General features: G+C 69.9%; 14 protein-coding genes. 4 read left to right on the top strand and 10 right to left on the bottom strand.

Annotated features, from left to right (window positions below; translation table 11 throughout):
- Positions 1 to 43 precede the first annotated feature (43 nt).
- From ACWCPY_RS09670 to ACWCPY_RS09640, 7 genes are all read right to left on the bottom strand, one after another.
- Complete coding sequence (locus ACWCPY_RS09670; protein WP_451263790.1) at positions 44 to 454, bottom strand: VOC family protein; 411 nt, start codon at positions 452 to 454, stop codon at positions 44 to 46.
- Between the two features lie 48 nt (positions 455 to 502).
- Complete coding sequence (locus tag ACWCPY_RS09665; RefSeq protein WP_451263789.1) at positions 503 to 895, bottom strand: helix-turn-helix domain-containing protein; 393 nt, start codon at positions 893 to 895, stop codon at positions 503 to 505.
- A gap of 53 nt (positions 896 to 948) precedes the next feature.
- Positions 949 to 1,521 (bottom strand): dihydrofolate reductase family protein, encoded by a 573-nt coding sequence (locus tag ACWCPY_RS09660; RefSeq protein WP_451263788.1) that lies wholly within the window; start codon positions 1,519 to 1,521, stop codon positions 949 to 951.
- A gap of 216 nt (positions 1,522 to 1,737) precedes the next feature.
- Positions 1,738 to 4,161, bottom strand: coding sequence for a hypothetical protein (locus tag ACWCPY_RS09655; RefSeq protein WP_451263787.1), 2,424 nt, complete (start codon positions 4,159 to 4,161; stop codon positions 1,738 to 1,740).
- A gap of 166 nt (positions 4,162 to 4,327) precedes the next feature.
- Positions 4,328 to 5,050, bottom strand: a complete 723-nt coding sequence (locus ACWCPY_RS09650; protein ID WP_451263786.1) for a DUF6333 family protein — start codon at positions 5,048 to 5,050, stop codon at positions 4,328 to 4,330.
- An 85-nt stretch (positions 5,051 to 5,135) separates the two neighbouring features.
- Complete coding sequence (locus ACWCPY_RS09645; protein WP_451263785.1) at positions 5,136 to 6,383, bottom strand: serine hydrolase domain-containing protein; 1,248 nt, start codon at positions 6,381 to 6,383, stop codon at positions 5,136 to 5,138.
- A gap of 256 nt (positions 6,384 to 6,639) precedes the next feature.
- Positions 6,640 to 7,077: a hypothetical protein gene (locus ACWCPY_RS09640; protein ID WP_451263784.1), complete on the bottom strand. Its 438-nt coding sequence runs from the start codon at positions 7,075 to 7,077 to the stop codon at positions 6,640 to 6,642.
- 165 nt (positions 7,078 to 7,242) lie between these two features.
- Between ACWCPY_RS09640 and ACWCPY_RS09635 the strand changes: the two genes are divergently transcribed.
- Positions 7,243 to 8,112 carry an LLM class F420-dependent oxidoreductase gene (locus ACWCPY_RS09635; protein ID WP_451263783.1) on the top strand — a complete coding sequence of 290 codons (870 nt, stop codon included), beginning with the start codon at positions 7,243 to 7,245 and terminating at the stop codon, positions 8,110 to 8,112.
- Positions 8,113 to 8,197: 85 nt separating this feature from the next.
- On the opposite strand, the gene ACWCPY_RS09630 is transcribed toward ACWCPY_RS09635, so the two are convergent.
- Positions 8,198 to 8,701 carry a DinB family protein gene (locus ACWCPY_RS09630; RefSeq protein ID WP_451263782.1) on the bottom strand — a complete coding sequence of 168 codons (504 nt, stop codon included), beginning with the start codon at positions 8,699 to 8,701 and terminating at the stop codon, positions 8,198 to 8,200.
- Between the two features lie 221 nt (positions 8,702 to 8,922).
- On the opposite strand from ACWCPY_RS09630, the gene ACWCPY_RS09625 reads away from it, so the two are divergent.
- From ACWCPY_RS09625 to ACWCPY_RS09615, 3 genes are all read left to right on the top strand, one after another.
- Entirely contained in the window at positions 8,923 to 9,516 is a 594-nt protein-coding gene (locus tag ACWCPY_RS09625) for a hypothetical protein (protein WP_451263781.1), read from the top strand.
- Positions 9,517 to 9,749: 233 nt separating this feature from the next.
- Positions 9,750 to 12,077 (top strand): Tox-REase-5 domain-containing protein, encoded by a 2,328-nt coding sequence (locus tag ACWCPY_RS09620; protein ID WP_451263780.1) that lies wholly within the window; start codon positions 9,750 to 9,752, stop codon positions 12,075 to 12,077.
- Positions 12,078 to 12,120: 43 nt separating this feature from the next.
- Positions 12,121 to 12,864: an Imm52 family immunity protein gene (locus ACWCPY_RS09615; protein WP_451263779.1), complete on the top strand. Its 744-nt coding sequence runs from the start codon at positions 12,121 to 12,123 to the stop codon at positions 12,862 to 12,864.
- Between the two features lie 39 nt (positions 12,865 to 12,903).
- Here the strand turns inward: ACWCPY_RS09615 and ACWCPY_RS09610 are convergent, their stop codons facing one another.
- On the bottom strand, positions 12,904 to 13,353 hold the full coding sequence (locus ACWCPY_RS09610; protein ID WP_451263778.1) for a DUF3592 domain-containing protein: 450 nt from the start codon (positions 13,351 to 13,353) through the stop codon (positions 12,904 to 12,906).
- A 20-nt stretch (positions 13,354 to 13,373) separates the two neighbouring features.
- Positions 13,374 to 13,955, bottom strand: coding sequence for a hypothetical protein (locus ACWCPY_RS09605; protein ID WP_451263777.1), 582 nt, complete (start codon positions 13,953 to 13,955; stop codon positions 13,374 to 13,376).
- Positions 13,956 to 13,992: the final 37 nt, after the last annotated feature.

Below are 13,992 nucleotides of genomic sequence, written 5' to 3'. Positions count from 1 at the left end.
GAGCGTCCCCGCTCCGGCCCCCGCCGGGCGATCGGGAGTGTGCTCAGCTCTTCGGCTGGGTGAAGCGGATGCGGTTGCCGAAGGGGTCGCGCAGGCCGCAGTCGGTTCCGTACGGGCGGTCCGTGGGCTCCTCGGTGAACTCGACGCCCTGGGCCAGCAGAGTCTCGTACGTCTTGCGGCAGTCGTCCGTGGTGAAGATGAGCCAGCCGCCCATCGCGCCCTTGGTCACCAGCTCCCGTACCTGCTGGGCCGTCTCCTCGGACATGGCCGGGGCGCCCGGCCTCTCCAGCAGGATCTGGCGCTCGGGGTGACCGGGGACGCTGACGGCCAGCCAGCGCATGATGCCCAGGTCCACATCGGCGGCGACCTCCAGGCCGAGCTTGCCGACGTAGAAGTCGAGGGCCTCGTCCTGGTCGAGGACGTAAATCTGCGAGTGCGTGATGGCGTTGAACATGTGCATCACGCTACGGGGCCGGCCTGCGGAAAACTTATCCAGAACTGCTCAGCTGCTCGGCCGCGTCCATGTCATGGTGAAACACGTCGGGACGCCCGTGGCCGTCGCTTCCCTGCGGTACGTTCTCGGCGACCGGCCGACGATGTCGTGGAACGTGCGGCTGAATGTCCCCGGGCTGCCGAAGCCGACCTCGTAGGAGATGTCCGTCACGCTGCGGTCGGTCTCCCGCAGGAGGAACATCGCGCGCTCGACCCGGCGGCGCTGCAGGTAGCGGTGGGGTGTCTCGCCGAACGTGGACCGGAACGTACGGGTGAAGTGCGCCGGGGACACATGCGCGATCCGGGCCAGGGCCGGGACGTCCAGCGGCTGCGCATAGGCGCGGTCCATCGCGTCCCGCGCCCTGAGCATCCGGCGGTTGGTCTCTTCCACGGCGCGGTTCACGGAGCCATGACACCACACAGCGTCCGTATCCAAGGGCCGGAGTCCTCCGGGCTTCAGCGGACGACGTCGAAGACGTTCTTCTGCAGGCCGTTGGAGTACGCCTCGTGCTCGACGAGCTTCAGCTTCTGGGTGTCCTTGTCCGTGTCGCTGAACAGGCGCTTGCCCGCGCCGAGGAGCAGGGGGAAGACCAGGAGGTGGTAGCGGTCGATCAGGCCGGCGTCCGAGAGGGCGCGGTTGAGGGTGGCGCTGCCGTGGATGATGATCGGGCCGCCGTCGGTCTCCTTCAGGGCGGCGATCTCGTCGAGCGAGCGCAGGATCGTGGTCTCGCCCCAGTTCTGGACGAGGTCGTCCTCGGCGAGGGTGGTGGAGACGACGTACTTCGGCATCACCTTGTAGTCGGCGAAGTCCGCCATGTCCGGCCAGACCGGGCTGAACGCCTGGTAGCTGACCCGGCCCATCATCATCGCGGTGGCTTCCTGCTGTTCGCGGCCCTTGATCTCGAAGGCCTCCGGGACGAACTCGATGTCCTTGAAGGTCCACCCCGAGTTCCGGTAGCCGGGCTCCCCGCCCGGGGCCTCCACCACTCCGTCGAGCGAGATGAAGGCGGTGCTGATCAGGGTGCGCATCTGAGGTCTCCCGAGGTCACGTGGTGTGGTGCATGAACTGTCTACTACTGACTGACCGCCGATCGTGACAGGACTCATCGGTCGTCGCCGAAACGATCAGAGATCGGAGATCGGCGACCGGCGGCGGCAGGAACGACCGGGGCCCCACCCCCGTGAGTCAGGGAGTGGGGCCCGTCGATCAAGCGTGCTCAGGTGCGCGTGCCGGTGCCTGTCCGGTCAGCTCGTTCCCGTACGGCGTCGGCGCATCCACCACACCAGGGCCCCGCCCGCTGCCACGATCGCCGCCGCCAGGGCGGAGAGCAGGCCCACCGGGGTGTCGGAGCCGGTGTGGGCGAGGTTGCCCTCCGGGGCCTTGCCCTGCGGGGTCGGCTTGTTGTGGTCGCCGCCCGCCGGGTGGGACGGGGACGGTGCCGGGGTGGACGGCGGGTCGGTCGGCCCGGGGTGGGTGGGGGTCGGTGTCGGGGTGGGGTCGGCGCCGCCGGTGTCGCCCACCGAGTCACTGCCCATGTAGAGGATGTCGGTGTCCCGGTAGGACGTGTCGTCCGACTTCAGGGACGTCCTGGTGGTGGTGTCCAGGGTCCGGTTCTCCACGTTGAACCGGACCCGGGGGATGTTGCGCTTCGGCGACTTGGAGAAGTCCACACCGCCGACGCCCTGGTTGTAGACCTGGCCGCCGTACTCCAGCTTGAACCACTCGACGCCTTCGCGCAGCGACTTCATGTACCGGTCGTACGTCCCCTGCTTGGTCCACGTCTCGTTGGGGGCGCGCAGCGGCCACCGGTCGGCCTTGTTGCTGTTGATGATCGGGCGGAAGTCGGTCTCCTTCTTCGCGTCCTGCAGGCGGATCCACTCCGCGGCGACGCGGGAGGTGTAGACGCGTCGCAGGTCGGCGTATTTCGGGTCGGTGTTGACCCGCTTGTCGACCTCCGGCATCACGTTCGTCCGCAGCAGGCTCTCGCTCGCCCGCTTCTCCGGGTCGGTCAGCTTGCACTCACGGGCGCCCGGCACCGACCAGTCCATGTCCATCCACTCGGTGGACACCTTCAGCGGCGCGTCGAGGATGTAGATCCCGCCGTCCTGCTCGCGGACCTGGGCCGGCTCCGGCTCGATCCACAGGCGCACCTCGGGGAAGCAGGGCATGCCGTCCCGGCGCGGTGCGTTGTCCCAGAAGCGCTTGGCGGAGTCGAACTTCTCCGGGTTGATGGCCGCGGCGAAGTCGTGCTTCATCTCCAGGTCGGCTTCGAGCAGGACCCGTCCCGCGTCCGTCTTCGCGAACGAGCTGTCCATGATCCTGTCCGGCTGGTCAGGGTTCAGGTTGACCCAGAACTTCTCGGGCGTGAGCGCCAGCCAGGTGAACAGCGAGTCCGAGGCGAGGGTCATCCTGGCCTCGCCGCCGAAGCCCGGGTTGTTGTCCGGATCGGGCATCATGTCGGCCTTCATGGAGTACTCCATGCCCTTGCCCTTGGCCAGGCCGCCGACGTAACGCAGTTCGAGCGTGGTGAAGTCGACACCGCCCGGGCCGCCCCGGGGAAGAGTTCCGCGGGTGTCGAGACGCCGGGCCTCGGCCTGGAAGCGCTTGGCCTCCTCCAGGGTGCGCCCGGACTCCCGGATCCGGTCGTTGACCGGTCCGCGGGTTCCGCACGACGAGGCACCCGTGGCCTGGAGCGTCGGTGTGCCGCTGCCGGCGCAGCCGGGGGCGAACCAGCGGTCGTACTGCGAGTAGCCGCGGATGGGCTTGGTCTGCGGGATCGCGTTGTACTGGCGCTGGAAGCCGCGCACCTGGTTGGTCCTGCCGGGCCGCATCCGCTCGACCTCGGCGTTGAAGTCGTTGATCTTCTTGATCTGCCCGGCGCTGAAGTTCTTGGCGCCGGAGTAGCGGAAGGTGTGGTCGGGCATGGACCGGGCGATGATGCGGTCCTGGCCGAGCTGCTTGTTGCGCAGCAGGCTGTTGGACTTGAACTCGTTGAACTCCTTGGTGACCTTGTTGTACGCGTCGTACTTGCGGTACCCGGTCTTCTTGCCGTTCTCGTCGAAGATGTCCACGTACACCTCGCACAGCCAGTCGGGGCCGACGAGGTTGAAGTCCTTGACGAGGCGCCCCTCGAAGGAGGCGCCCTTGCTGTTGTTGATCTCGTTGCGGATGTAGATCTTGTCGAACCAGCGCTCGAAGGTCTGCGGGCGCTGCTTGGAAAGGTAGCGGGCGTAGATCTCCATCGCCTTGTCGGCGGGCTTCCCCGAGGCCTTGGCCTGGGCCTCCCAGGCGTCGACGTTCTTCTCCGGGTCGGGGTCCTTGGACAGGGCCTTGGCCTTCTCGGCCGCCGTCGGGGCCTTCAGTCCGTCGAACGCCTTTCCCGGCAAGGGGTAGTTGAAGTTCTTCGGGTTCCCCGCCCACTTGTCGAAGTTCGTCGGCCCGGAGGGGAAACCTGAGTTGGACGGTGTCCTGTCGTAGGTCCTGCCCAGGTGCTTCTGGTCGCAGCGCTTCCCGGTGCCCGGCCTGAGCTTGGCCGTGGGCGCGGCGGAAGCGGTCTCGACCGGGCTGCCGGGCAGCCCCGTGAGCGTCACGGCCCCGGCCAGGCCGAGGGCTGCGGTCAAGCGGGCGGCGATCCGCCAACGCTTCGGTATGTGCAGAGTTCTGTTCAAGATGCCGCTCTTCCCTCACTGATGGGGGCTGGAGGGTGTGTGTGGGCGGCGCGATGAGGCCCCCGTGACATGTACGCGCCGCGCCTTCACCCTAGGGCGGGGCCGGATGCCAAGCACGGCGTTGACGGAGTCGGCGTGGCGTCAACACAGGGTTCTCACAGGTTGGTTATCCGCCGAGGAAGTACAGCTCCTCCATCGCGCGGGTGCGGGAGCGGGTGTGACGGACGCCGAAGGCCGATGTCTTCAGATGGGGCCAGGGCCAGGGGTCGGCCTCGCCCAGCGCCAGGGAGACGAAGTCCTCCCATTCGACCTCGCCGGGCTCGGCGTCGAGGTCGACGTCGATGTCCTCCAGTTCCTGCGCGGTGATGCCGAGGGCGGCGGCCACGGCGTGCGGGTCGCCGGACAGCTCCCAGGGTTCGCCGGTGGGCCAGCCGGAGGCGTGGAACATGGTGCCGTCCGGGAGCCAGACGATGTCCTCGGTGTGGTCCTCCCCGCAGTCGACCTCGACCCTGCCCACGATCCGGGCGTCGGGGAAGCGCTCGCGCAGCCTCTGCGCCTCGTGGAACAGGGGGGTGTCGTTGCCGTTGTCGGCCAGGGCCGGGTCGCTGATGGCCAGCACATTGCCCCAGACGCCGGCCCGCACCACATCGAGATCGGCGCGCGTGGCGAGTTCGGGCGACTCGCTCGCGGGGCGGAGTCCGAGATCCTCCAGGACCGCGTCGACGGTGGGGAAGGACTCGGCGAACCGGCGTGCCGCGGCCGGGTCATGGGGCGGAAGGCTCCGGGCGGTGACGGTGAAGGGCGGCAGGAGGACGGTGATGTCGTGGCGCGTCCCGCTGCCGCGGACCATCCGGTCCGCGGGCGACGTCCAGAAGCTGTTGTCGGTCATGCAGGACACCGTAGCGGCGGCTTCCCGCGCCGCTACGGTGAGTTGACTGCCTCCGGGCTCGGGTGAGGGCGTTCGGTGGGCCCGGTCAGCCCTCGGACCGGGGGAGCATGGCGAACGAGTCGGGGAGAGGGGCGGAGCCGCGTCGCGTCGAGGGCGACGTCCTGCCGCAGAACTCCGCCTCGATGGTGTCGACGTAGAGCGATCCGTTCTCCAGCCAGTCGCCGTTGACGTTGAACGTCAGCTGGTGCCTCCCGTCCGGCGTACCGACCATCGCGGACAGCGAACCGTTCGTACGGCCGCTCTTGCCCACCACCTTCACGCCGCAGGACAGCTGGGCGAACTCGACCCCGAGCCCGAAACCGGTCCCATCGCCCAGCGATACCTCGTCGAGCATCTCCTTCATCTGCGCCGGAGGCAGCAACTCGCCGCGCATCAAGGAGCGTTGGAAGCGATTGAGGTCTCCGGTGGTGGAGATGATGTCGCCGGCCGCGCCCAGCCAGGTCATGTTCTGCTCGGTGGTGTCATGGATCTCGGCGTCCGGGGCATCCTGGTGGAAGCGGGAGTACGCGACGGGGTGCGGGTCCGGCATCCGCGGGGACGTGCCGGGGAACGACGTGCCGCGCAGCTTCAGCGGCCGGATGATGCGGCGGGTGACCTCCCGCGCATACGAATGGCCGGTCGCCTTCTCGACGACCATCCCGGCTATCACGTAGTTGGTGTTCGAGTACGACGGTGTCTTCTCCGGATCGGGCTGCGGCGGGTACCTGAGCGCGATCGCCACCAGTTCCTCGGGTGTGTGGGTGTCGTATCGGTGCTCGGGGAAGCCGGGGCCCGCGGCGTTGTGCACGAACTCGGGGTCCGCGGTGTAGTTCGCGATCCCGCTGGTGTGGTTGAGCAGTCGGCGCAGGGTGATCCGGCTGCCGTCGTACCCGTTGCCCCGCACCAGGCCGGGCAGCCATGTCTCGACCGAGTCGTCCAGGCTCAGCCGCCCCTCCGCCTCCAGCTGGAGCAGCACGGTCGCGATGAACGTCTTGGTGATGCTGGCCCCGCGGAAGTGGTCGCCGGGGGAACGTTCGCGACCGGTCGCGGTGTCGGCGTGACCGGCTGATCCGTACCAACTTCCCCTGCCGTCCACGGCATTGGCGGCGACCCCGGGCTGTCCGCCCTTCTCGACCAGATCACGCAGGGCCGCCGAGGTCGCCTCGTGGCCGGCCGACGACCGCGCCGCGTGCGGTGCCTGCACCGCGTGTGCGGGCGGGGTGAATGCGGATGCTCCCACGGCCGCGGTCACCGCCAGGGCGAGTGCGGAGATGCGTACAGCCCGTTGCCTCATGCGTTGTGCCTCCAGGTCACCGAAGGGGGCAAGGGCTGCCCCCTCGGTGCCATTGACGCGCAACTGGGGCCTCCGGGTTGATCGTTGGGGCAGTGCGCGGGGCCGCCGTCCGCCGGGGGCGTCACAGCTTGGGGGCCCTGCCCCTGATCGGCAGGGTGGCGAGCAGGCTCGCGAGCAGGGTGAGGCAGGCCGCCCACCAGAGGGTTGCGGAGTACCCGCTCACGACCGCCCTGTCGATCAGCTCCAGGGTGCCGGACTACGGCGACGGCAGGCGCTGCCCGAGCGGGAGACCGGCCTGGGCCGCGTCGATCAGCTGACCGGGAATGCCCTGGACATCGGAGAGCCGCGCGGAGATCACCGAGGCGAGGACGGTGCCGAACAGGGGCCAGGCGGCCCAGCCGCCCAGGCTCTGGGCCCCGAGAACCACCGTCGAGGTCCCGCCGGAGCCCTGCGGGGAGATTTCGCCGGTCGCGGTGGCGAGGAGCGGTGCGAAGGCCGGACCGGTGCCGAAGCCGATGAGCAGCGTGCCGGGCAGCACCTGCGCGGTGTACGAGCTGTCGGCGTCGATCCCGGTCAGGATCGCCAGGCCTACCGCCGTCAGCAGCAGGCCCGGCACGATCGGAGTGCGGGGCACCGGCCGGTGGCAGAGCCGGGCGGCGACCTGGGTGGAGGCGATGAAGGCCGCTCCGGCCATCGGCGGCAGGGCCGTCGCGGCCGGGCCCGGTGCGTAGTAGCGCCGGGCCCGGCATGCGGAAGCCGTCGCCGCGGTGCGCCGCCCGACATGCCGACGACCGGCACCCCGCGTAGCGTGAGCGCCGACTGCGCGAGGTGGTCGACGGCGCCGGACGGGAGGCGGGACATGAAGCTCGGTCTGCACTACTGGAACTACTCGACGCCGGCCGACCCCGCGCTCATCGCGCCCACGCTCGCGGAGTCGGTGCGGATCGCCGAGCAGGCGGAGATCACGTCCTTCACCGTGATGGACCACTACTTCCAGATGGAGACCGGGCAGAGCGTCGCCGACGAACCGATGCTGGAGGGCTACACCACGCTCGGCTACGTGGCGGCGGTGAGCCAGCGGATGACGCTCGGCCTGATGGTCACGGGCGTGATGTACCGCCACCCCGGCCTGCTGGCGAAGATCGTCACCAGCCTCGACGTGCTGTCGGGCGGCAGGGCCAGGCTGGGCATCGGCGCCTCCTGGTACGAGCGGGAGCAGTACGGGCTCGGGGTGCCGGTGGTCCCGGTCGCCGAACGGTTCGAGCGGCTGGAGGAGACCATCCGGATCTGCCTCCAGATGTGGAGCGACGACAACGGCCCGTTCCGGGGCAGGCACTACCAGCTGGCCGAGACGCTGTGCGTACCCGAACCGATCGGCGGGCACCCGCCCATCATGATCGGCGGCGGGGGCGAGCAGAAGACCCTGCTCCTGGTCGCCCGCTACGGGGACGCCTGCAATCTCTTCGCCACCGGCCAGGAGGAAGTGGCCCACAAGCTCGACGTGCTGCGCGCCCACTGCGCCGCGGAGGACCGCGACTACGACGCCATCACCAAGACCGTGATGTACAACGGCCCGGTGCTGGAGAAGCCGGCCGCGTTCCTCGCCGACGCCGAGGCGTACGCCGCTCTGGGCATCAGCGAGATCCAGGTGCTGCCCGACCGGCACCCGGTCAGCTACACCCACCAGATCGCCGAACGCATCGCACCCGCCGTCGCCGCGATCGGCTAGGGCCTTTCGTTCGGATCGGGCCCCGCGAGCCCGGTGTGATCCGAACGGGAGGCATTGGCGGGCGGGTGCGAGGCGTCGGGCGGTCCTACGCGCCGGTGGTGCCGTCGACGATCTCCCGGATCAGGTCGAGGTGGCCGTTGTGCCGGGCGGTCTCCTCGATCAGGTGCAGGACGATCCAGCGCAGATCGGGGTGGTCGCCGTCGCCCCGCGGACGCACGGCCAGGGTGTCCAGGTCGTGGGAGGCCACCAACTCGCGGTAGCGGGTGGTCCGTTCCTCGTACAGCGACAGTACGTCGGCGAGCGGCATGTCCACCGCGATGCGCATCTCGCGGTCGGGGTCCTCGTCCGTCCACGGGCCTTCGTCCGCACCGCCGAGGAAGGCCACCTCGAACCAGTAGTACTCGACCCAGCTGAGGTGGTTGACCAGCCCGGCGATCGTCATCAGCGGAGAGCCGGGCAGCGGGGCCCGGCGGGCGTCGTCCGGCGAGACGCCCTCGCATTTCGCGCGTGCGGTGTCGCGGGCGTAGTCGAGGAAGGTGGCCAGCTGGGTGCGCTCGTCCCGTGCGGGAGGCGTATCGGTGCGTGTCATCGGCGTACACGATCTGCGACGGGACGCCTCCTGTCCACCGGATTGTCCATTGGGGCCCGCCCCTGGGTCCCTGGGCCCACGCCCCGGGGATCGGGCCTCATTAGGCTCGTGCACGACCAACTGCGAGCCACCTGACCGGCGCCCGGACGAGCGCCTGTCCGGCATGCCCGCACGCATCTGGAACTTCACGCTCCACCTGTCTCGCATGGGGTGATGTGTCGATGAGTGACGGATTCTTCTACTCGTACCACCTCGGCTGGAGTCGCCCGGACTCCGAGTCGCTCTTCAATGATCTCGACGCGGCGGGGCTGCGGCTCGCCCACCCGGTCACGAGGCGGGTCACGCTCCTCGGCCCGGGGCCGGGGCCGCGGGGGACCCCGTCGTGGGTGACCAGGGAACAGCTCGTGCTCCTGGCCGGACTGCAACGGCTCGACAGCGTCGAGTTCCTGTTGTGGGTGAACAGCGGGACCGATGTGCCCGCACGGGTCCGCCGGATGCGGGACGGGGTCGTCGCACTGGAATTCGGCTTCGGCCGGCTTTCCGGGGACGAGCAGGAGGTCGCCGCGAGGGCGATCAGGGAGGCGATAGGGCGGGCCTCCGTCCTCTGCATCGGCTTCGTCGTCGACCGCGAGGGCGCCTCCGTGGCGACCGACTGGAGCGGTGTCGTCGTCAACGGCACGACGTACTTCGACAGTTGGCCGGACACACTGGCCGTCCGGCACGAGATCGCCGCGATGCAGCCGCAGTTGGCGGGCGTCAGCTCGTACGACCAGTCGCCCTGGATGCTCTTCGGGAGCGAGGTGCCCGTCCGGTAGCGACATCCCCGCCGCCCGGTGATCCGCTTCGTGACTTCCGTCGTATTCGGCAACTTTGAGCCTTGCATTGGGTCCTGAGGCCCATGCCCCGAAGGGTGCCGGTGTGGTCGGATGCGTGGAGTGGCTGAACTGTGGCCGTACACCGGCAAGCTGGGGGACTCGTCGTGTCTGGCATAGGCGGATTTGCGGTTTCGGGCGGTGCCGGCGGCGGAGTCGTCGGTGGGGATGCCGCCATGGGCCGGCAGGGGGGCAGGCACTCCCTGCCGCGCCCGCTGCAGGCGGTGCTGATCCTCGTACGGCTCCTCTTCGCGGCCGCCGCCCTGGGCGGCATCGGTGTGCTGACGGTGGCGTCGGCGGTCGACGAGGTCGACGGCCAGCTGCTCGGGCTGCTGCTGTACGCGGCGCTGCCGAGCGTGTTCGCGTTCGTGCTCTCGTTGTACGTGCGCACCGGCGGCACCTGGGTCCGGCGCGGTCTGCTCGCCGTACACGTCTGGCTCGTCCTCGGAGCGCTGGCGACCCTCGGCGGGGACGGGGGCGGGCGCGGTGTCACACAACTGGTGATGCCGGTCGCCGTCATCGTCCTGCTGTTCCGGGCGAACTCGCGCGAATGGTTCGAGCTGCCCCTGGAACAGCGGGCGCCGCACCGGCGGTTCAGCATCGCGCGCATGATCAGGTGGCGCCGGGACGACGCCGGGCAGACCGCGATGGAATACCTCGGCATGGTCCTGGTGGTCGTGGCCCTCATCGGCGGGCTCGTCGTCACGGGGATCGGTGCCCAGCTGACCGGCGGGATGCAGGACGCGATCTGCCGGCTCACCGGCAGTGCCTGCCCCGCGCCCGGCAGCAATGTGGAGGCCGGACACGGCAAGGACTCCGGTGGGTCGTCCGCCTCCGGCGGCAAGGACTCCGCCGGTACGGACGCCGGCGGATCGGTCGCCACGGGCGGCACGGACGGCGGGGGTTCCGACGCGGCCGGGGGCAACACCGCCGCCGGAGGCAACACCGCCGCCGGAGGCAACAACGCCGCCGGCGGGACCGACGCCTCCGGCGGGACCGGCTCGGCGGGCAGCGCGGGCAACGGTTCGGGCGGCTCCGGAGGCTCCGGCGGGGACGACACCGTCACCCAGGTCGACGACGGCGGCGACGACGTGGACAGCTCCGGCGAGCCGGACGGCGGCGACCAGGACGGCGGCGGCGACAGCGGCGACGACAAGCCCGGCGAGAGCTGCACCTCCGGCGTCGGCGCGTTCTTCTCCTGCGCCGCGCACCAGACCGGCGGCTTCTTCAAGGGCCTGGTCGGCGACGGGCTGTGGGGCGACATCACCGGCACGATCGACACGATCTTCCACCCCATCAAGGCGTGGGACGGCCTGAAGGACTACGGCAAGAGCCTCGGCGACAAGTGGAGCCAGGACTCCAAGGGCGCCGGGGACAAGTGGTCCAAGGGCGACTACCTCGGCGCGGTCTGGGACTGGACCAAGGCGTCCGGCGGCACCGGCCTCAAGGCCCTGGACGACGTGTTCATCGGCGACGACGTCCGGGACATGTGGAAGAACGGCAACGAGGGCCAGGCGATCGGCACCGGTCTCTGGAACATCGGCTCGCTGTTCATCCCCGGCTACGGCGAGGGCAAGCTCGTCGGCAAGCTCGGAAAGCTGGGCAAGCTCGGGAAACTCGGCAAGCTGGGCGAGTTCGCGGAGAAGGCCTCGGAGGCCGCGTCCAAGGCGAAGAAGGCCGCCAAGGCGGGCGATGTCACGGCCGCGGAGAAGGCCGCGAAGGAAGCGCAGCAGCACGCCGACGACGCCGCCGAGCAGGCCGGACTCAAGGGCTGCACCGTCGGGATGGGCGGCCGCGTACGGATCCCGTACGGCAGCGGCGCGGGCGTCGGACTGTCCGGCTCCGGCACCGGCCTCCTGGCCGCGCCGCCGGCCTCCGTTCCCGTCGGCTTCCTCATGGGGAAGTGCGACGAGGTCGACCCGGAGAAGAAGGCCGCCGCCGACGAGGCCCAGAAGCTGGCCGACGAGGCGAAGAAGGCCGCGGACGCGGCCAAGCGCCGCAAGGCCCTGCAGGACGCCCAGAACCAGCCGAAGCCGGCCTGGTACAAGGACCTCAAGGACCCGCCGGCCGGGGCCAAGGACGGCGGCGCGGGCAACTGGCAGGAGATCAAGCCCGGCGTCTGGAACTACCCGACGGAGATGGGCGCCCGCTACCAGGAGCAGATCTCCAAGGTGGGCCGGGGCAAGGAGTACCGGGTAGCGCTGGACAAGCTCACCGGCAAGCCGGTCGACTTCGACGGCTGGGACGCCTCGCGGGGCACGTACCTGGAGGCGAAGTACGGGTACACGGGCAAGAAGTACTACAACGCCGAGACCGGGGAACTCGCGCCGGATCTCGCCAGCCGCTGGGCCGACCAGGCAACCCGCCAGCTGGACGCCGCGCGGGGCAAGCCGGTCGAATGGCACCTGTCCGATCCCGACGTCGCCGATGCGGCCAGGAAGATGTTCCGGGATCGGAACATCGACGTTAAGGTGATCAACACGCCGGGAGATGTCGTCGGCTGAACGCGGGCGCCGGGCGCAATTCCGAAGGCTGAGGGAGAGTTCCGTGCTTTATGTCGTCGTCAACGGTTCTTGGGGCGTCCGGGAAGAGGATGTCCGGGAGATCGGCAGACGATGGGCAATGACTCTCGCCGCGCTGGAGGAAGTGGACGGCGCCACATTCGGCGACTGGCACGATGCCGGGCGCGGTGACGCGTCCGACCCCGTGGTGGTGCCGTCGGGGGACGCGGTGTCGGAAGACGTACTGGTCGACTACATCGAGCGCAAGAACCAAGGGCCCGATCTCGATGTGGTCGGCTACACGGCTTCCCTGTGGGCGCACAATCGCGGGAAATTGCGTGTCACCGCGGCAATTCACGCGGGTGGGTCGTCGCCGTACGTCACGAATTCGATCTCGCTCGCTTTCCGCTCGCGCGAGCTGGACGAATCGACCGAGGTGATCCGGCGGGCGCCCGACATTCTGCGGATCATCGCCGATGCCTGGGACATTGACGCCGGTCAGGTGTACAACGATTCCCAGTACGAAGCGGTGGCAGAGCAATTCGAGCTGAAGAATTCCCACCCCCGGTGCGGCCGGGCGGTCTACCTCTCCGCCGGGCGGGCGGCACAGGCGCCCGAAGGGCTCGACGGTACGTACACCCGTACCGAGGCCGGCGGCCTGGTCATCGATCTCACCCGGGGCGGCACGACCGCACCGGACAATGAGACGATCATCGAGACCAACAGGGAACTGCGGGCGGCCGGTTCGCTGACGCCGCTCCCGTTGCCGATCGACCGCGACAAGTTCTGACGACTGCGGGCCCGCTCGCTCCCCGAGCGGGCGTACGCCTCAGAGCCAGCCCCGCATCGCCGCGAACCCCAGCAGCAGCCCCACCGCGAACACCCCGAGCCCGAGCGCGAACAGCGCGGGCATCACCACCGGACCCCACGCCCCGGGCCCGGCAACCGTGGCGTGGCCCGCCGGGTCGGCCGGGTCGTAACTGACCCGGACCGGCGCCCCGATCTCGAAGCCGAACGGGCCAGGGGCATGGTCGGTGAACTCGATCTCGCGGCCGTCACGGGTGCGGAACGCGAAGACGTACTCGGTGGCGTAACTCCGCTCCATGCCCGGCCCCCGGTCGACCGTGCGGCGGTCCGCGCACCGCCCCTCGGCGTGTTCGCCGTGCCGGACCAGCCGCAGCACCCGGTTCAGGCGCAGCGCGGAACGGATCGCGAACGCGCCGAGGAACAGGCCGAACAGCAGCAGGAACGTGGCCGTGCCGCCGGGCAGGATCTGCATGGACGAGCGCTCCCGGTCCGCTACTTGACCGTGATCGAGTCGACGAACGCGTCGAGGTCCCGCGCGCTCAGCGAGCCCTTCACCGCATTGATCCGGACCACGAACGGCACGTCCTTCGAATCGACCCCCGCCACCACGACCCCCGTCATCCGGGTGCCCGGTGCCGGGGTCCGCTCCTCGCCGCTCGACGTGAACTCGTAGTCGATCCGGCGTGCGTCACGGGCGCTCTCCGCACCCGCGAGCCGCACATCCTCGGTCCCCTTGCGGGTCGCCCCGAGACCGATGCCGGCGCCCGCCGCGGACGCCGCCTCGTCGGCGCTGTCCACGCCCGTGGCGAAGTCGAGCTGCACGGAGACCATTCCGGTGCGCAGCCCGCCCTCCTCCTTGAGCGCGACGGCCGCGTTGCCCTTGGCCCGGTCGGCCGCGGGCTGCTCCTTGTAGCCCTTGTCCCCGGGGTAGCCGACGGAGAGGCTCTTGGTGTCGAGCTTGCTCCAGCCCTCCGGGAGTGCGGCGGAGTCCCCGCCGCAGCCGGTGAGCAGGGCGAAGCCGATGGCGGCGGCAGCGGTCGCGCCGATCGTCCGGTACGTCTTCTTCGTCGTCATCGCCTATCGCCTCTTCGTCGTGCGCGGTTGGTGCGTC

This window comes from Streptomyces sp. NPDC002403 (assembly GCF_053593015.1).
This window is presented reverse-complemented; position numbering and strand designations above follow the sequence as displayed.